This is a genomic window from Bradyrhizobium sp. USDA 3240 (assembly GCF_054063295.1).
Genome location: NZ_JBSSGD010000002.1, coordinates 6,148,100 through 6,163,900 on the forward strand (window position 1 = coordinate 6,148,100; position 15,801 = coordinate 6,163,900).

A 15,801-nucleotide genomic window follows, 5' to 3' on the forward strand; every position below is an offset into this window, starting at 1 on the left:
AGCAGACTTCAAGAGATAGCGGATTTGCCGCCGCTAGTCACCGCGCCTCCGGCGGGCGAGTTCAGGCCGACTGCCGCCGCGACGCCGCGAAGACCCCGGCCAGCACCAGTGCGAAGCCGATGAAATGGAAGGCCTGCGGATGCTCGCCGATGAACACGATCGACATGATGGTGCCGAACACCGGAACCATGTGGAAGAACGGCGCGGCGCGGTTGGCGCCGATCAGCTGCACACCGCGGTTGAAGCACAGATAGGCCACCGTCGAGGGGAATACCGCGACATAGAACAGCGACAGCAGATTGCCGGTCGTGAGCTGCATCACCGGACGCGCGCCGAGTTCCCAGACCAGGAACGGGACCAGGAACAGCGCGCCGCAGCCGAAGGTGAAGGCCGCGACCGACAGCCCGTGGATCCTGGGCCGCTTCAGGGTCAGCACCGAGTACAGCGCGAAGATAACCAGCGCGGCGATGAAGATCAGGTCGCCCTTGTTGAACTCGATCTTCGACAGCGTCGTGAGATCGCCGTGCAGGAGGATCACCAGCACGCCGGCGAGCGACAGCAAGACGCCGCAGAGCTGCGCCAGCGTGAGCCGCGCGCCGAGCAGGATCAGCGACCACAGCGCGACCATCAGCGGCACGGAGGATTGCAGCAGCAGCGTGTTGAGCGCCTGGGTGTGCTCGAGCGCCCAGTATTGCAGCGTGTTGAAGGCGCTGATGCCGGTCATCGACAGCAGCAGCATGATGCCGAGATTCTTGCGGATCGCGGGCCAGTCGCGGGCGAGGTGCTTCCAGGCAAGCGGCAGGATGATCAGGAACGCCACGAACCAGCGCAGGAACGACAGCGTCACCGGCGGAATATGGCCGGCGGCGAGCCGGCCGACGATCGCATTGCCGGCCCAGCACATCGCGGTGATGCACAGCAATAGATACGGCTGGTTGGCGATCCAGGAGCCGGACGCAGGCGTTGTGGTGGAATCGGTGGCAGACATTGCGAAAGGCCCGGGTTCACGACGCCGCGGCCCACCCGCCCGTCGCCGGGCCGGTACGGATCGCCCCGGCGTCCGTCACAGACACGGATTCCGCCCTTCTATCAATGGGGATGGACGCATCGCGACCATGCGCGAAGGCCCCTTACGGAAGGCGCGGTGGCGCTTTGCCGGGTCGCTCCGCAGCGGCGGCACGCGCCGCTTCGCACTTTTCCGGATCGTGCTCTAGCCGGTCTCCGATGGCGTGGTCTGGCGCTTGACGATCTGCTCGGCGAGCTCGATCAGGATCCGCTTGGTGTCGGGGTCCTTGACGTCGCGGAACACCCGCAGCATGCGCAGCTCGAGCAGGGATTGCAGCGATTCCGACGCCTGGCCGCCGTGTGTCTGCGCCGGGGTGGCAGGCCGGCGATTGAGGATATCGGCGGCGACCCCGAGCATCTCGGCGACGGTCGCCAGGCGGCCGGTATCGATCTTGACGGTGCCGTCCACGCCGTTCTTTTGCAGGGAGGCGCCCGCGCACAGGATCTCGGCGAGATCTGCCTGCGACAGGCCGATTGCGCGCCAGCGCGCCTGCACCAGTTGATCGATCTGGTCGTCCTGCGATGTGCTCATGGTGCGCCTGGGCGATCTCCAGCTACGTCCGTCGACAACATGTCCGCGACGATAATTGGTAGCAAATCGAACAGCGGTTCGTCGCGACGGGACTTCTACGGATAATCCGGATCGACAAACGGTCCCGGCGACCTGGAGGACGATCCGTGTTTTCACGATAGCCAGGCAGTCGTGCCGGGCGGGCACTGCAATACGCACCCATGGCCTGAGATCCCTGTCATCGGGCCGCAAGTAATTATGCAGCCTTAATATCAAGATCGTACGCAAATGCAATCTGAGGGCGATCGTTGAGGCAAATCCAACCCGGATGTGTGACCTTGCTACAGTTCGCGGCGTTACCGCTTACAGGTCGATGATTCCGAGCGCGATGCTCTTCGCCACCCCGTGCGTCTTGTTGGAGGCCTCGAGCTTGCGCAGCGCCTGCTTGATGAAGCCTTCAACCGTCTCCGGCGAAATGCCGAGGATCTGCGCGGTGTCGGCCACGGTCTTGCCGCGCGCCGCCCAGGCGATCACTTCCTTCTCCCGCGCCGTGAGCTTGATGGTCTCGGCGGCGTCGGCGGGCTTCAGGATGGTCGGCGCGTTGCGCTGGTCGCGGTTGACGATGTCCATCGCCCGCTGCACCCAGTAGATCATCAACAGATGCAGTTCATGGCGGTGGCAGATGAACAGCTTGTCGAAGTCGCGCGGCTGATCTTCCCAGAAGAACACCGTCGAGCTCGAATGCACGGCGCCGAGCCGGTCGCGGTAATGGAACGGCACGACGAAGCCGTCCTTGAATCCAAACTCGCGCGCGGCATCCATCGTCTTGGCCTCGGGTGCCCGCTTGTGTCCGCTTCGCTCCGGCAGCTTCAGGCTGCTCCAGCTGAACGGCGTGTTGGTGCGTCGTGACCGCGCCAGCGCCGGATCGGCATGGACGAACTCGTTCTGCACATACGCCCGCTTCCAGGCGTCGGGAAAGGTGCCGATGTGATAGGGCAGATCAAGGTCGGGCCGACCGGCATCGACAAAGGCGAAGCCCGAGAAGCCGTAGTTCTGGATGACACGGTGCAATGACGAGCTGAGCTCGTCGATGGTATCCGACGCCTCGATGGTTGCAATCGCGTCTACCAGGCCCATTGACTAAAACCCCCGGTTTCCGGGGGTACCACAGTTAACCCCTTTCGTTCCAGATGTTCCGCATTTGGAGGAAAGGATAATGCCGCATTCATTGGACGGATATCATGCCCTCATCACCCGGGAAGAGCTTGATCCGGCGCATGTCGGGGCGATGTTGCGGCTGCGCAAGCGGCTGTTCGTCGACCATTGCGGCTGGCTTCTGAACACGACCCGGCGACGTCGAACGCGATCAGTTCGACTGCTGGTACACCGAGCACTGCCTGTTGTTTTCGGGTGTCGATCTGGTCGGCGGCTTCCGGGCGATCCGCACCGACTATCCGTATCTGACCAAGTCGGTATTCCCGCAGCTTGCGGTGCGCCGCTTTCCGAGCCGCCGCGACGCCTGGGAAATCAGCCGTTTCGGCGTGCTGCCTGGTGTCGCGAGGTCGCGGACCGCACGCGTCAACTACGCGCTGATGTTTCGCTTCGCCGAGCTGCGCGGGGCGGCAGCGCTCGTGGCGCTCGCCGACCTTTCCTACGAGCGTTTCCTCACCCGCATGGAGATCCGCACCCGCCGCTACGGCCCGCCGCAGGTGATCGGCAACGATCGCATGGGCCGCCCGCTGACGGCGCTCGCCGGAGAAATCCCGCTCGGTCTCGCCGACAATCCCGGCCTGACCAAATTCCTCGACCTTGGACGGCAATTGGAGATTCACGATGCCTCACATGTTCTCGGACGTTCGAGCATTCCAGCGTGATCCGCTGCGTCTGCTGCTGACGCGCGGCAACGAGGCCGAGCGGGGGCTCGTGCCCCTGCGGCTCGGTCCTGCGCCCGTCTTCCTGGTGAACGATCCCGATCTGCTGCGCCCGATCCTCAAAGCGCCGGAGACCGACATCGGAAAGGGCAAGCTGATCAAGAAGCTGACGCCGGTGCTCGGCCGCAGCTCGCTGATGTTGAGCGGCGAGGAGCACAAGCGGCGCCGGGCGGTGCTGCAGAAGCACATGGCCAAGGGCAGCGTCGAGAAATTCCTGCCGCACATGTGCGCCGAGATCCGCGCGGTCGGCGCCAGCCTGGCGCGGCTCGGATCGTTCGATCCGCACCATGTCACCGCGATGCTGGCGTTGCGGACCATCTGCGTCGCGATCTTCGGCTCCCAGCTGATGTCGTCCGGCGACGAGGAAGCGCTGGTTCAGGCCGTCGGCGTGATCGAGGACGATCTGGCCGAGGAGATGTTCCGCGCGTTGCCGTTCGGTCCGGTGGCTTGGTACCGGCGCCGGCAGAACCGGGTTTGCGCCAAGCTTGCCATGTCGACGGTGGTGCAACGCCTGCGCAGTAAGGCGGGCTCCAGCAGCGCGCTGCGGGATCTCGAGGCGCTCGGCCTGAGCGATCGCGATCTCGAGGACGAGATCCTGACACTGCTGCTGGCCGGTCATCACACCACGGGTTCGACCGCGGCGTGGATGTTCTACCAGATGGCCGCCGATCCCGCCCTGATGGACGACATTGCCGACGAGGCGGCGGAGTGCCTTGGCGACGATGGCGAGCTGCGGCTTGACGCGGTGAAGCGCGCCAATCTGAGCGCGACGTTGGTCAAGGAGGTCTGCCGGCTCTATCCAAGCGCCTGGTGGTTCTCGCGCGAGGTGATGCAGCCGGTGACGATCGGCGGGCGCGAGCTCAAGGTCGGCACCTCGCTGTTGATCTGTCCCTGGCAATTGCAGCGCGATCCCAGGCATTTCCCCGACCCGGACCGCTTCCTGATGACGCGGCGCTACAACACCGACGCCTACATCCCGTTCGGCGCCGGCCCGCGCGCCTGCGCCGGGATGGGGGTTGCGATGCTCGAGCTGCAATTGCTCGCGCTCGAGATCGCTGCGGCCTATCGCTTCACCACCGTCAGCCCGAATCCGGCGCCGTGGCCGAAAGCCTCGGTGACGCTGATTCCGCCGCCGATGACAATCGGCATCGAAGTCCGCGAGCTGCCATCGCGCATCCCGCATCTCGGCGAGGAAGCCGAGCGGCTGCCCTACATTCCGTCCGCCAGCGCGGCGTCCATCAGCACATTACAATCGGTATCCCAATGACAACACACATCACGACGGCCGGCATCGGGCAGAGGGCCATGGATCAATTGCAAATGCGCAGTCTGCGCGACGTCATCGCTGTCTTGATCGAGCAACGCAGCATCGTGACGGCGGCCGGCGCGACCTTCGCCGCACATCTGCTCGACCTCGCGATCATGCAGCTCAGGCTCAACGTCAACGATATTTCGGCGGAGGAATTGTCCGGCCTGTCCGACTATGTCGGCGCGGAGTTCAACAGGGACAAGCCCTCGCATTGATCGCGCAAATGCGTCAAAACAAGAAGCTGGAGCTTCGGTTCTGATTCTATCAGAACCGAAACTCTATTCCTGCGTCGCCACCAGCGCCTTCATCGTGGCGCCGGCGGCGAGCGCGGCGTCGTTCGGATCGATCTCGATCTGCAGGCCGCGCTGGCCACCATTGACGAATACCGTGACATGGGTGAGCGCGGTCTCGTCGATCGCGGTCGGCACTTTCTTTTTCTGGCCGAACGGGCTGATGCCGCCGACATGGTAGCCGGTCAGCCGCTCGGCATCGGCCGGGCGCATCATCTTCGCCGACTTGCCGCCGAGGGCTGCGGCAAGCTTCTTCATGCTGACCTCGCAGTCGGACGGCACCACGGCGCAGACCGGCTTGCCGTCGACCTCCGCCATCAGCGTCTTGAGCATGCGGTTGGGGTCGACGCCGAGCGCCTCCGCCGCCTGCAGCCCGATGCTCTCGGCGCTGGAATCGTACACATAGGTGTGGAGCTTGAAGGCAATGCCTAGCTTGCGCAGCGCTATCGTCGCTTGTGTCGAATTGGGCATGATCCGGGCCGGTTGATACGGCCGAATGATCGCCGCAATGGGCCCGGCGATCAATCGGCCGTAAGGACAGCCCAAGGCCAGCCCAAGCCCACCCCAACATTAAATTCCCGTCAGCCCGCCGCGGCCGGGCACGGCATGGAATTTTGGGGGATATCAAAGGGATGTAGCTCGTCTAAAAGGCGCAAACGACCCCCTTCTTGCTTGCGCAGCCGACCCGCTTCCTTTATCCGGTAGGCGCCTTGCGTGTGCGCGGCCGGGCGCCGCGATTTGGGCTGGGCATATCATGCATGGTCGCTGTGGGCGGACGCGTTTTCGCCGCGATCATGGTCTCTGAAACACCTGAAGGGAACATCTTCGCAATGGCCAATGTTGTCGTCGTCGGCGCCCAATGGGGTGACGAAGGGAAGGGCAAGATCGTCGACTGGCTGTCGGAACAGGCCGACATCGTCGTGCGCTTCCAGGGCGGCCACAATGCCGGCCATACGCTCGTGATCAATGGCGAGACATACAAGCTGGCGCTGCTGCCCTCCGGCGTGCTGCGCCCGAACAAGCTCGCGGTGATCGGCAACGGCGTGGTGTTCGACCCGCAGGCTTTCCTCGACGAGGTCGCCAAGCTGAAGGGGCAGGGCGTTGCGGTCGGACCGGACAATCTGCGGATCGCCGAGAACGTCACGCTGATCCTGCCGCTGCATCGCGAGCTCGACTCGCTGCGCGAATCCTCCAACGCCGTCACCTCGATCGGCACCACCCGCCGCGGCATCGGCCCGGCCTATGAGGACAAGGTCGGCCGCCGCGCCATCCGCCTGATGGATCTCGCCGATCTCGATACCCTGCCGCACAAGATCGAACGCCTGCTGGCGCACCACAATGCGCTGCGCCGTGGCAACAATCTGGAGGAGATCGACGGCAAGGGCATCCTCACCGAGCTGACGGCGCTGGCGCCGAAGCTGCTGCCCTATGCCGAGACGGTGTGGCGGCTGCTCGACCTCAAGCGCCGCGAGGGCAAGCGCATCCTGTTCGAGGGCGCGCAGGGCGCGCTGCTTGACGTCGACCACGGCACCTATCCCTATGTGACGTCGTCCAACACGGTGGCGGCGCAGGCTGCGACCGGGACCGGCATGGGTCCGGGCGCGGTCGGCTATGTGCTCGGCATCTGCAAGGCCTACACCACCCGGGTCGGCCAGGGTCCGTTCCCGACCGAGCTGAACGACGAGATCGGCGAGGAAATCGGCCGGCGCGGCAAGGAATTCGGGGTCAACACCGGGCGCAAGCGCCGGGTCGGCTGGTTCGACGCGATGCTGGTGCGGCAGACCGTCCGGACCTGCGGAATTGCCGGGCTGGCGCTGACCAAGCTCGACATTCTCGACGGATTCGACAGCATCAAGGTCTGCATCGGCTACAAGCTCGACGGCAAGGAGATCGACCATCTGCCGGCGGGCGAGGGCGCACAGGCCCGCATCGAGCCGATCTATGAGATCATCGAGGGCTGGAAGCAGCCGACCGCCAACGCGCGGTCCTGGGCGGACTTGCCGGCCCAGGCCATCAAGTATGTCCGCCGGGTCGAGGAGCTGGTGGGGTGCCCGGTCACCCTGCTTTCCACCAGCCCGGAACGTGAAGATACTATTCTGGTACAGAATCCGTTCGAGGCTTAACGGGATATTACCTTTATCCCACCAATTGTGTGGAAATGGCTGACTACTACCCGCTGATCGCCCGTGCCATCGCCGGATTGGACCCGACCGCCCCCGGCGAAGCCCGCCGTGCGCTGTACGCGCGGGCGCGGACGGCGTTGATTCAGCAACTCCGCGGCGTGCAGCCGCCGCTCTCCGAATCCGAGATCACCCGCGAGCGGCTGTCGCTCGAAGAGGCGGTGCGCAAGGTCGAGTCCGAGGCCGCGCAGCGCGCCCGCGAGGCCTCGCGCCCGGGCGGCGGGGCTGTCCGCAGCAGCGACCCGCAGCGCCGCGCCAATCCAAGGCCGCCGGAGGCAAATGCAAGGCCGCCCGAGGCCAATCCCGCCGACAATGCCGCGCGCCCGCGGCCGTCGGCCGATCCCCGACCGCCGCGCAATTTGCGTCCCGATGCGCCGCCGGCCCAGCCGCGGCCGCAGAACCCGCAGGCTGCTGCCGGCGCCGACACCCAGGCGCCGCAGGGCCGGCCGACGCCGCCGCGCCGTGGCCCCGAAGGCGCGCCGCCCCCGACGCCGCCGGCGGCCCCGGGCGTGCGCGGCTTCCGCGACATCACCGCCGACGCCGACGACCTCGGGCGGGCCGCAGCGCAAGCCAGCCGCAACGCGCGCAAGACCTACGCCAACGTGCCGTCGCCTTCGCCGGAATTCGACCGGCTCGAGCCGAGCCTCGAAAACCGCGGCGGCGATCCCGAGGCGCCGTATTCCTACGACGAGGCGATCGAGGAGGCGGAGCGCTACACCCCGCAGCCGCCCCAGGCGCCGCCGCCACGCGCGCGGGTCAGCAATGCCGAGCGCGAGCCGAAGCCGCCGCGTGTCGGTTCGAGGTTCCCGTTCAAGACCGTGTTCGTGATCGGCGTCCTGCTGATCCTGGCCGGCGCCGGCCTGGTCTGGGGCAAGCCGGCCCTGACCTTTGTCAGCAGCCTGTTCAAATCCTCCGCCCCCGTCGAGGCGCCGAAGGATGCCGCGGCGACGCCTTCGAGCAAGAAGATCACCGACCGCGTCGGCCAGCCGTCGTCGTCGGGCGAGCCGGTCGCGCCGGTGGCGCAGCGCGTGGTGCTCTATGACGAGGACCCGTCGGATCCGAAGGGTAAGCAATATGTCGGTTCGGTGGTCTGGCGCACCGAGCAGGTCAAGGGATCGGGCAACCAGAAGCCCGACATCGCCGTGCGCGCCGACATCGACATCCCCGATCGCAAGTTCAAGATGACGATGTCGTTCCGCCGCAACACCGATTCATCGCTGCCGGCAAGCCATACCGCGGAATTGACCTTCATCCTGCCGCAGGACTTCGCCAATGGCGGCGTCGGCAATGTGCCGGGCATCCTGATGAAGTCCAACGAGCAGGCCCGCGGCACGCCGCTGGCCGGGCTCGCGGTCAAGGTCACCGACGGCTTCTTCCTGGTCGGCCTCTCCAATGTCGACGCTGACCGTTCGCGCAATCTGCAGCTCCTGAAGGAGCGCTCCTGGTTCGATGTGCCACTGGTCTACACCAACCAGCGCCGCGCCATCATCGCGATCGAAAAGGGCGCCCCCGGCGAGCGCGCCTTCAACGACGCCTTCGCGGCGTGGGGTGAGTAAAGGCTTCAGCGCTCACCTCGGTTCGCACGATCTCATCGCCCGGCTGCGTCCGGGCGATTCCGTATCGCAGCGAAGCGAAGTCTGGCTGTTGCAGCGCATCGACGCGATGATCCCGGAACATTGCGGGGCGCTTTCGATTTTCCCTAGAACCGTCGCGTGACTGCGTTACACTCGCCTGATGTCGGGCAGGGGCACGCCATGAAACGCTATCTGATCTTCGCAGCCATCGGGCCGTTCATCGGGGGCTTCCTGCTGCTGCTCATGACCACCTATCAGTCCGGCTACTGGACCGAGACCAATGGCGGCGAAGTGGCGAAGCTGCTCGTCGTGTTCGTGAAGTCGCTGCAATACAATTATCTGTTCGGCATCGTGCCGTCGCTGATGTTCGGCGCGATCGACGACATCCTGATGCACATGCGCCGGATCACGCCGACGGTGCGGATGCTGATCGTAGGCCTCGTGGCGTTCGTCGGCGCGGCGCTGACCTACGCCTCGCACGGCTCCGAAAGCGGCGCCGTGCAGTTCATCCTCTACGGACTGGTCGGCTTCATCCCGGGCGTGATCACGTCCTGGCTGGCGCACAAATATGCCGAAGAGCAGCACGTGCCGGCGACGCCGGCATCCCAGCATTAGCGCGTGTGCCCATTGTTTTTTGGAAAGCAGAAGTTGCCGGCTTTGACGCGATCGGCGATTTCTAACCGGTCGGCGCAATGAGCGCATCGTAGCCGGACAGGAAGCCGTGTCTAACGCATGGCGACCAGCGGCTCGCGCTATTAGAGTAATCTTGTCAATATATTAGGCGCCCGCCGCAAGTCGCGCGCAGCGTCTTTCATGGAACTGTCACACGGGCGTCATGTAAGCGTAGTCCCAATGTCACATGGCCGCTTTTGTCCTCCCGCGGCCGTGAGGGCGATCATATGAGCGATGTAGCGTTACCTGGTTCGATCGAGCCCGCGCGGCGCCGCGGCCCAGATCTCGAGAAGGGCTTTCATCCTCTCACCGGCATCATCTATCTCGGCGTGATCGGCGCCGCGCTGCTGTTCGTGGCCTACAGCATCTACGCGGACGTTGGCGCGACGGGCGCCGGCAAGACCTCGTATGCGGCGTTCCTGCTGCTGTTCGTGGCGCTCCTGATCTCGCTCGGCTTCGAATTCGTCAACGGCTTTCACGACACGGCGAACGCCGTCGCGACCGTGATCTACACGCGCTCGATGCCGGCTCACATTGCCGTGGTCTGGTCGGGCCTCTTCAACCTGATTGGCGTGCTTCTCTCCAGTGGCGCCGTCGCCTTCGGCATCGTCTCGTTGTTGCCGGTCGAACTGATCCTTCAGGTCGGCAGCAGCGCCGGTTTCGCCATGGTGTTTGCGCTTCTGATCGCGGCCATCATCTGGAACGTGGGCACCTGGTATTTTGGCTTGCCGGCCTCGAGTTCGCACACCCTGATCGGATCGATCATGGGCGTGGGGATCGCGAACGCCCTGATGCACGGACGGGAGGGGACGTCCGGCGTGGATTGGTCGCAGGCCGTCAACACCGGCAAGGCGCTGCTGCTGTCGCCGCTGTTCGGATTTGCGCTCGCTGCCATCCTGCTCTACGGGCTGAAAACCGCACTGTTGCGGGCAACGCCGGCGCTGTTCGGCGAGCCGAAAGGCGATCAGCCGCCGCCATGGTGGATTCGCGGCGTCCTGATCCTGACCTGCACTCTGGTCAGCTTCTTTCACGGATCGAACGACGGTCAGAAAGGCATGGGTCTCATTATGCTCATCCTGATCGGCGTGGTCCCAACCGCCTACGCTCTCAACCGCGCGATGCCTGCGAGCCAGATCGCGGCATTCACCGCGAATTCGGCGGCGGCGAGCAAGGTGATCGAGAGCAGGGGCGCCGATCGCAAGGTGACGGGCAATCCGCGTCCGGCGGTGACGAACTACATCGCGCTTCGGCAGCTCACCGACGACACCTATCCGTCACTCGCCGTTCTCGTCGGCGAAATCAGCGACCAGGTCGTGCAGTACGGTTCGCTGGCAAAATTCCCGGCCGAGACCGTCGGCAACACGCGTAACGACATGTATCTGGTATCGGAGGCGTTGCGCTCGCTGATGAAGAGCAGCGACAGCGGACTGAGCGATGCCGATATCGCGACGCTCAATCGCTACAAGGGCTCGCTGGACGCCGCGACCAAATTCATTCCGTCCTGGGTGAAGATTGCGGTCGCCATCGCGCTCGGGCTCGGCACGATGGTTGGCTGGAAGCGAATCGTCGTGACGGTGGGTGAGAAGATCGGCAAGACCCATCTGACTTATGCGCAGGGTGCCTGCGCCGAGATCACGGCGGCGGCGACCATCGCCGCGGCAGATGGATACGGCTTGCCGGTGTCGACGACGCATGTGCTGTCGTCCGGCATCGCAGGCACCATGACCGCGAACGGGTCCGGTCTGCAATGGTCGACAATCCGCAACATCGCGATGGCCTGGGTTCTGACCCTGCCGGTGGCGATGCTGATCTCGGGCGTACTCTACTTCGTTTTCGCGCATCTATTTTAGCCGGAGCAGCAAGACAACCGGATGCATGAGATCTGCATCCGGGTTCGGGGAAAGGAATTTCGAGTGGCAGATGCGAGCTTCAGCCTTCTGACAGGCAACGATATCGAAACGCGCCTGGTCCGGGCCGGCGGCATTTTCTTTCGCGAGGGCGAGCAGGCCAACGAGCTGTTCGTGATCAAGAGCGGCTATGTGCGCATTCAGGTCGGCAACAAGACCATAACGGACCTGCCGGCCGATACGATCTTTGGCGAAATGGCATTGATCGACAACGAGCCGAGGAGTGCGACCGCCACGGCGCTCACCGATGTCGAGCTCGTCCCGGTCTCGGAAAAGCAGTTTCTCTTCCTCGTCAGCCAGACGCCGCATTTTGCGCTGAAGGTGATGAGGACGCTGGCCCAGCGGCTCAGAACCATGAACAAGGGCGTCTTCTAGAGCGTTTTCGAGCGAAGTGGATCGAAAGCAAAAGCGGCGGACGTTTCCGTCCGCCGCCGGCGTGATGCAAAAGGCCTGGATGCTGAAATGCTCAGGTGCCGTTGGCGCGGCAGCGGCCGCCGGGACCGAGATACCAGCCGCGCGGACAGGCATGCATCCACGGCCGCGCGTAGTTGCGGCGGCAGCCGCCATAGGGACCGCGATGCCAGCCGCCGCCGCAGCCACCGGCGACCGCGATGACATCGGAATTCGGGGTGGTGGTAACGGGCGCGAGCGGCATGGCGCCGGCGCTGCCGAGTGTCGCAAGAAGGAAGGCGGCTGCAATCAATCTGGTCATGAGTGTCGTCCTTTGCTGATGTCAAAAATCATTCGTTGATCTCTTCAAAAATTTGCTGCGCTTCTCCAATTCGTGCGCTAGCCGCCGCCGGCGAACGCGATGCCGGCACGCACCTCGCCCATCGCCTGATCGATCAGGCCGAGCGCACGCTCACGGTGGCCGCCTTTGTTCGGCGTCGCCCTGGTGAGCTCGGCGCGCGCCGATTGCAGCATCGCAAGGCTTTCGTCCATGTGCGGCTGGGCGCCGATCGCGTAGCCGATCCCCACGCTGGTGGTGATCGCAACCCCGAGCAGCACCTTGCGGATCGCGGAAGTCTTCATCTCATGGTCTCCTCTGGCTGGCCCGCTTGTGTGCGGTGGCTCACTTTTGAATGGTCTTTCCGGCTGCGAGCCGGCGCCATCGGTAAGCCGCCGGCGGCGCGCGCGTCTTGGACTGGGAGGCGCCGGGGATTCCGGACTTGGACTGTCCGGCGCTGTGCACAGGGTCGGTTACTTCATCTGCCGTTCATCTCGTGGTAGCCAGATTGCCGGCCTGCACCTTGGTCCCGTCCTTCCGATGTCCGTCATCAAGAAAAGGCTGTCGACCGACATGCTGCCGCCCGGTCTGGGCGAGCGGCAGCGCTACATGTTCTTCGCCGAATTGTTCGAGCATTTTTCCAACACCGGCGAGCTCGACCCGTCACCGGCGGTGCCGTTTCGCGCGACGATGAACTCGATTCATATCGGCACCACTCTGCTCGGCCGTTGCAACGGCAGCTTCACCACCGTGCGGCGCGAGCGGCGCCAGGTGCTGGCGACCAATGACGACCGTTATTGCCTGGCGCGCAACACCGGCGACCGCGCCTCGACCGTCACCCATCGAGGGCGCGAATTCCAGATGCGGCCGGGCGCGATGGTGCTGCTCAAGCTCGACGAGCCGTTCTTCACCGCCGACGGCGCCCACCACAAGCGCTTCACCAACGTCCACCTGCCGATGGCGACGTTGCGATCGATGGTCGCCGGGGTCGACGACCTGGTCGGCCGCGAGCTCGCGCCGGGCGGCGCGCTGTCGCTGGCGATGGACTATAGCGACCTGCTGCTGCAATCGCCCGATGCCGTCGATGAGGCCGGCTTCGCCATCGCGGCGCATCTGTTGGATCTCGCAGCCCTCGGCCTCGGCGCCCGCGGCGATCTTGCAGCCGCAGCGCAACGCCGCGGACTTCGCGCGGTCCGGCTGAAGTCGCTGCTGATGATCCTCGCCAAGCGCTTCACCGAGCCGGATTTCTCCGCGCACAAGCTCGCCGCCGCGACCGGCCTGTCGGAGCGCTATGTCAACGAGCTGCTCTATGAGGCGGGCGCGAGCTTCACCATGCGGCTGACCGAATTGCGGCTGACCAAGGCTGCCGAATTGCTGGTCCATGACAGCGAGCGGCGGATCAGCGACATCGCGTTCGATTGCGGCTTCAACGATCTGTCCTACTTCAACCGTTGCTTCCGCCGCCGCTTCGGCCTGACGCCGTCGGCGGCGCGCGGCACGTGATGCGGCCTTGCGCGTGGCAGCCTTGCATGCAACGGCCTTGAATGTGACACAGTGGTAATGTGACGCAACTTGAACCACCTGCCTGCGTTACCATGTGATGGCCATGCCCGAGGACGACATTTTCTCCCCCCACGCCACGCGATCGCGGCCGCCTTTCGGCGGGGCGCAGGCGCGCGGCAAGGTCATCGATCAGGACGGGCGCGAGCTCGGCGATGGCCCGCTGCATCCGCAGTTCCAAGGTTTTCAGGGAGCCTTTCCGGAAGGCTTCAGCTTCGACTTTCGCAACTCCACCGCCAACCCGTTCGGCAATCTGACGCGCGAGGAGCGACTCGCGCGGCTGGAGATGATCGCAAAGCTGCTCGACGTCGCCTTCGTCGTGCCGGGCACCAATGTCCGCTACGGCATCGACGGGTTGATCGGCCTGATCCCGGTGATCGGCGATCTCATCACCACCGCGATCTCGCTTTGGCTGGTGCGCGAGGCCCGTCTGTTGGGCGCGCCCTGGCACATCACCGCGCGGATGCTCGCCAATGTCGCCGTCGACGGCGTGGTCGGCATGGTGCCGGTGGCAGGCGATGCTTTCGACGTCATGTTCCGCGCCAATATGCGCAATGTGCGGATGCTGCGGCGCTGGCTCGACAAGCAGCCAAGGCTTTAACGTAGCTTCCCAAAACAAAAGCCCCCGGATCGGTCCGAGGGCTTTTCGTTGTGAGACGAGCAGAATGGTTATGCGGCGTCGGCGTCGGTCTGGACCGGCTCAGCGCGCGGACGGCGCGGCAGCGGGAAGCCTTCGCTCTCATACAGCGAACGGATGCCGTTCTGGTCGAAACGGGCTTCCTCGACCTGGAGATAGGCGCCGTTCAGCGAATCCGCCGGCAGCTGCTCCATCGCGAACTGCACGGCCTCGGCAGCAGTGCCGAAACGGCGGTAGGCGAAGCCGGCGCGCTTCTTCTTGCGGATCGCGGCAGGGAACAGTTCGGCGGACGTGTTATAGTTGAACGGACGCAGGGGACGCATGGTCGACGACCTCTTGTGTTCTTGGCATAGAGCGGCGAAAGGGATTTTGGGGGACGGCGGCCTATAATCGGCGGCGCGCCGTACATGTCATTTCGATCCCTAATATAGGCCTCTTTGACAAAAATGCGACCCCAGAAGCGCCCCCGGCAGGGCACATCCTGAATCCGCGCATAGCACGCGGTCAATCAAAATAACTCCATTTTTTTCAATGGCTTATGGCCATTAAATCTTGTCGAGCCAGGCCAGGATCGCGACCACGATCAAAATCACCCCGAAAAGGCCCATTCCGGAGTGGCCGAGACCATAACCATAGCCGCGGATACGGCCGCTATAGCCGCCCAGCAGGATAACCAGCAGGAGGATGATGAGGATCAGTCCGAGCGACATGGCGCCCTCCTCAGAAGAGGCGGCAGCCGCTCGGCGAGACGCCGACGGCCCCGCGAATTCGGAGCAAAGCACATTCCGGGGCGCGAGTCGTTAAGGCTGCCGGCCGATCACGAGGATGTTGTCGGGCGGCTATTTCTTGCTCTCGTCGATCGGGAGCACCTTCAGGGGGGTCGGATAGGGCTCGACCCGCAGCGAGTCGCTGGCGATCAGGCCGATCTTGTGCAGCGGCGCCTGTTCGAGATCGCCGGAAGCGGATTTGTGTACCGCGTATTGCCAGACGCTCATCGAGCCCTTGGCGACCAGCATCTTGGCGATGCCGCCGGCATTCTGGCCTTCGACCTGGGCGAGGTCGGCGTCCGTCAGGCCGATGACGATTTCGTCCTTGGAAGTGATGACCTTGAACAGCGAGATCTTGTCGGCGGCGAACGCCGGCAGGCTCACGGCGCTGCCGATGATGAGACTGGCAAGACCGAGACCAAACAAAAGCTTTGCTGGAATCCGTGACATCAAAATTTCCTTGTGTTTACGCGCGCGGACGGACGGCCGGGCAAAACAAAACCCCGCGCGACCGGTTCTTGGTCGCGCGGGCGGAGAAATTGTTCGATATGAGGTCAGATATTTGCCAGACCCGCCGTCGTCATTGCCGGGCTTGACCCGGCAATCCATCACGGAGAAGCGCTCTCTCTTTCGATGGATGCGCGGGTCGAGCCCGCGCATGACCATCGGAG

Annotated in this window: 19 protein-coding genes and 1 pseudogene; 11 read left to right on the plus strand and 9 right to left on the minus strand. The window is 64.5% G+C overall.

Annotated elements, in window-relative coordinates:
- Positions 1-61: 61 nt before the first annotated feature.
- From ACVIGA_RS29690 to ACVIGA_RS29700, 3 genes are all read right to left on the minus strand, one after another.
- Positions 62-988, minus strand: coding sequence for a DMT family transporter (locus ACVIGA_RS29690; RefSeq protein WP_456668795.1), 927 nt, complete (start codon positions 986-988; stop codon positions 62-64).
- A 222-nt stretch (positions 989-1,210) separates the two neighbouring features.
- Entirely contained in the window at positions 1,211-1,597 is a 387-nt protein-coding gene (locus ACVIGA_RS29695; protein ID WP_456668796.1) for a hypothetical protein, read from the minus strand.
- 342 nt (positions 1,598-1,939) lie between these two features.
- Positions 1,940-2,713, minus strand: coding sequence for a LuxR family transcriptional regulator (locus ACVIGA_RS29700; RefSeq protein ID WP_456668797.1), 774 nt, complete (start codon positions 2,711-2,713; stop codon positions 1,940-1,942).
- A 230-nt stretch (positions 2,714-2,943) separates the two neighbouring features.
- Here ACVIGA_RS29700 and ACVIGA_RS29705 point away from each other — a divergent pair.
- From ACVIGA_RS29705 to ACVIGA_RS29715, 3 genes and pseudogenes are all read left to right on the plus strand, one after another.
- Positions 2,944-3,450 (plus strand): annotated as a pseudogene (locus ACVIGA_RS29705) (acyl-homoserine-lactone synthase); the annotation flags it as partial.
- Positions 3,410-4,774 carry a cytochrome P450 gene (locus ACVIGA_RS29710; RefSeq protein ID WP_456668798.1) on the plus strand — a complete coding sequence of 455 codons (1,365 nt, stop codon included), beginning with the start codon at positions 3,410-3,412 and terminating at the stop codon, positions 4,772-4,774. The pseudogene ACVIGA_RS29705 and the gene ACVIGA_RS29710, both read left to right, overlap by 41 nt.
- A 38-nt stretch (positions 4,775-4,812) precedes the next feature.
- Positions 4,813-5,031 (plus strand): hypothetical protein, encoded by a 219-nt coding sequence (locus ACVIGA_RS29715; protein WP_456668799.1) that lies wholly within the window; start codon positions 4,813-4,815, stop codon positions 5,029-5,031.
- Positions 5,032-5,094: 63 nt separating this feature from the next.
- On the opposite strand, the gene ybaK is transcribed toward ACVIGA_RS29715, so the two are convergent.
- A complete protein-coding gene (gene ybaK, locus ACVIGA_RS29720; RefSeq protein ID WP_456668800.1) occupies positions 5,095-5,577 on the minus strand; it encodes a Cys-tRNA(Pro) deacylase in 483 nt (160 codons plus the stop codon).
- Positions 5,578-5,936: 359 nt separating this feature from the next.
- Between ybaK and ACVIGA_RS29725 the strand changes: the two genes are divergently transcribed.
- From ACVIGA_RS29725 to ACVIGA_RS29750, 6 genes are all read left to right on the plus strand, one after another.
- Positions 5,937-7,229, plus strand: a complete 1,293-nt coding sequence (locus ACVIGA_RS29725) for an adenylosuccinate synthase (protein WP_223969684.1) — start codon at positions 5,937-5,939, stop codon at positions 7,227-7,229.
- Between the two features lie 35 nt (positions 7,230-7,264).
- Positions 7,265-8,842: a hypothetical protein gene (locus tag ACVIGA_RS29730; RefSeq protein ID WP_456668801.1), complete on the plus strand. Its 1,578-nt coding sequence runs from the start codon at positions 7,265-7,267 to the stop codon at positions 8,840-8,842.
- Entirely contained in the window at positions 8,835-9,002 is a 168-nt protein-coding gene (locus ACVIGA_RS29735) for a hypothetical protein (protein WP_223969682.1), read from the plus strand. Before ACVIGA_RS29730 ends, ACVIGA_RS29735 begins: the two co-directional genes overlap by 8 nt.
- A 38-nt stretch (positions 9,003-9,040) precedes the next feature.
- Positions 9,041-9,475, plus strand: a complete 435-nt coding sequence (locus tag ACVIGA_RS29740; protein WP_223969681.1) for a DUF5413 family protein — start codon at positions 9,041-9,043, stop codon at positions 9,473-9,475.
- Between the two features lie 284 nt (positions 9,476-9,759).
- Positions 9,760-11,382: an inorganic phosphate transporter gene (locus ACVIGA_RS29745; RefSeq protein WP_456668802.1), complete on the plus strand. Its 1,623-nt coding sequence runs from the start codon at positions 9,760-9,762 to the stop codon at positions 11,380-11,382.
- A gap of 63 nt (positions 11,383-11,445) precedes the next feature.
- Positions 11,446-11,814, plus strand: a complete 369-nt coding sequence (locus ACVIGA_RS29750; protein WP_456668803.1) for a Crp/Fnr family transcriptional regulator — start codon at positions 11,446-11,448, stop codon at positions 11,812-11,814.
- A 91-nt stretch (positions 11,815-11,905) separates the two neighbouring features.
- Here the strand turns inward: ACVIGA_RS29750 and ACVIGA_RS29755 are convergent, their stop codons facing one another.
- A complete protein-coding gene (locus ACVIGA_RS29755; RefSeq protein ID WP_223969678.1) occupies positions 11,906-12,151 on the minus strand; it encodes a GCG_CRPN prefix-to-repeats domain-containing protein in 246 nt (81 codons plus the stop codon).
- A 77-nt stretch (positions 12,152-12,228) separates the two neighbouring features.
- Positions 12,229-12,471, minus strand: a complete 243-nt coding sequence (locus tag ACVIGA_RS29760) for a hypothetical protein (RefSeq protein ID WP_223969677.1) — start codon at positions 12,469-12,471, stop codon at positions 12,229-12,231.
- Positions 12,472-12,706: 235 nt separating this feature from the next.
- On the opposite strand from ACVIGA_RS29760, the gene ACVIGA_RS29765 reads away from it, so the two are divergent.
- Both ACVIGA_RS29765 and ACVIGA_RS29770 read left to right on the plus strand, forming a co-directional pair.
- Positions 12,707-13,669, plus strand: coding sequence for a helix-turn-helix domain-containing protein (locus ACVIGA_RS29765; protein WP_456668804.1), 963 nt, complete (start codon positions 12,707-12,709; stop codon positions 13,667-13,669).
- 97 nt (positions 13,670-13,766) lie between these two features.
- Positions 13,767-14,327 (plus strand): DUF4112 domain-containing protein, encoded by a 561-nt coding sequence (locus ACVIGA_RS29770; protein WP_342713158.1) that lies wholly within the window; start codon positions 13,767-13,769, stop codon positions 14,325-14,327.
- A gap of 68 nt (positions 14,328-14,395) precedes the next feature.
- Here ACVIGA_RS29770 and ACVIGA_RS29775 read toward each other — a convergent pair whose 3' ends face one another.
- The 3 genes from ACVIGA_RS29775 to ACVIGA_RS29785 all read right to left on the minus strand — a co-directional run bounded on the left by ACVIGA_RS29775 (position 14,396) and on the right by ACVIGA_RS29785 (position 15,790).
- The gene (locus tag ACVIGA_RS29775; RefSeq protein WP_223969674.1) at positions 14,396-14,686 is read right to left on the minus strand and encodes a hypothetical protein; all 291 of its coding nucleotides are present in this window, start codon (positions 14,684-14,686) and stop codon (positions 14,396-14,398) included.
- Between the two features lie 222 nt (positions 14,687-14,908).
- Positions 14,909-15,073: a DUF3309 family protein gene (locus ACVIGA_RS29780; RefSeq protein ID WP_074131060.1), complete on the minus strand. Its 165-nt coding sequence runs from the start codon at positions 15,071-15,073 to the stop codon at positions 14,909-14,911.
- Between the two features lie 129 nt (positions 15,074-15,202).
- A complete protein-coding gene (locus ACVIGA_RS29785; protein ID WP_456668805.1) occupies positions 15,203-15,790 on the minus strand; it encodes a hypothetical protein in 588 nt (195 codons plus the stop codon).
- Positions 15,791-15,801 lie beyond the last annotated feature (11 nt).

Coding starts and splice junctions, on each gene's coding strand:
- ACVIGA_RS29690 (WP_456668795.1), bottom strand. CDS start 988: ATGTCTGCCACCGATTCCACCACAACGCCTGCGTCCGGCTCCTGGATC.
- ACVIGA_RS29740 (WP_223969681.1), top strand. CDS start 9,041: ATGAAACGCTATCTGATCTTCGCAGCCATCGGGCCGTTCATCGGGGGC.
- ACVIGA_RS29770 (WP_342713158.1), top strand. CDS start 13,767: ATGGCCATGCCCGAGGACGACATTTTCTCCCCCCACGCCACGCGATCG.
- ACVIGA_RS29745 (WP_456668802.1), top strand. CDS start 9,760: ATGAGCGATGTAGCGTTACCTGGTTCGATCGAGCCCGCGCGGCGCCGC.
- ACVIGA_RS29780 (WP_074131060.1), bottom strand. CDS start 15,073: ATGTCGCTCGGACTGATCCTCATCATCCTCCTGCTGGTTATCCTGCTG.
- ACVIGA_RS29725 (WP_223969684.1), top strand. CDS start 5,937: ATGGCCAATGTTGTCGTCGTCGGCGCCCAATGGGGTGACGAAGGGAAG.
- ACVIGA_RS29755 (WP_223969678.1), bottom strand. CDS start 12,151: ATGACCAGATTGATTGCAGCCGCCTTCCTTCTTGCGACACTCGGCAGC.
- ACVIGA_RS29700 (WP_456668797.1), bottom strand. CDS start 2,713: ATGGGCCTGGTAGACGCGATTGCAACCATCGAGGCGTCGGATACCATC.
- ACVIGA_RS29715 (WP_456668799.1), top strand. CDS start 4,813: ATGGATCAATTGCAAATGCGCAGTCTGCGCGACGTCATCGCTGTCTTG.
- ACVIGA_RS29710 (WP_456668798.1), top strand. CDS start 3,410: ATGCCTCACATGTTCTCGGACGTTCGAGCATTCCAGCGTGATCCGCTG.
- ACVIGA_RS29730 (WP_456668801.1), top strand. CDS start 7,265: ATGGCTGACTACTACCCGCTGATCGCCCGTGCCATCGCCGGATTGGAC.
- ACVIGA_RS29765 (WP_456668804.1), top strand. CDS start 12,707: ATGTCCGTCATCAAGAAAAGGCTGTCGACCGACATGCTGCCGCCCGGT.
- ACVIGA_RS29785 (WP_456668805.1), bottom strand. CDS start 15,790: ATGCGCGGGCTCGACCCGCGCATCCATCGAAAGAGAGAGCGCTTCTCC.
- ACVIGA_RS29695 (WP_456668796.1), bottom strand. CDS start 1,597: ATGAGCACATCGCAGGACGACCAGATCGATCAACTGGTGCAGGCGCGC.
- ybaK (WP_456668800.1), bottom strand. CDS start 5,577: ATGCCCAATTCGACACAAGCGACGATAGCGCTGCGCAAGCTAGGCATT.
- ACVIGA_RS29775 (WP_223969674.1), bottom strand. CDS start 14,686: ATGCGTCCCCTGCGTCCGTTCAACTATAACACGTCCGCCGAACTGTTC.
- ACVIGA_RS29760 (WP_223969677.1), bottom strand. CDS start 12,471: ATGAAGACTTCCGCGATCCGCAAGGTGCTGCTCGGGGTTGCGATCACC.